Source organism: Robinsoniella sp. (assembly GCF_034124845.1).
In genome coordinates, this window is sequence record NZ_JAWYAJ010000438.1 from 36,625 (window position 1) to 37,011 (window position 387).

Genomic DNA, 387 nt, shown 5'->3' on the forward strand with positions numbered 1-387 from the left:
CGGTGGTCCTGGTATGGTGAAAGCCGCATACTCTTCAGGAAAACCTGCATTAGGTGTAGGCGCTGGTAATACCCCTGTTGTAATCGATGATTCAGCAGATGTTAAACTTGCTGTAAACTCCATCATCCATTCCAAGACATTTGATAATGGTATGATCTGTGCTTCCGAGCAGTCTGTAACAGCAGTAGGAAGCATTTATGACGCAGTAAAGAAAGAATTCGCAGACCGCGGATGCTATTTCTTAAAGGGCGAAGAACTGGATAAAGTTCGTAAAACTATCATCATCAATGGCGCGTTAAATGCGAAGATCGTTGGACAGTCCGCTTATACAATTGCAAAACTTGCAGGCGTAGAAGTTCCGGAAGCAACCAAGATCCTGATCGGTGA

General features: G+C 44.4%; 1 protein-coding gene. It reads left to right on the forward strand.

The genetic code is table 11. The annotated features are described in order from the left end of the window. Positions 1–387: aldehyde dehydrogenase family protein (locus ACH2DQ_RS21645; protein ID WP_395028294.1), on the forward strand; the 387-nt coding region annotated here is incomplete at both ends.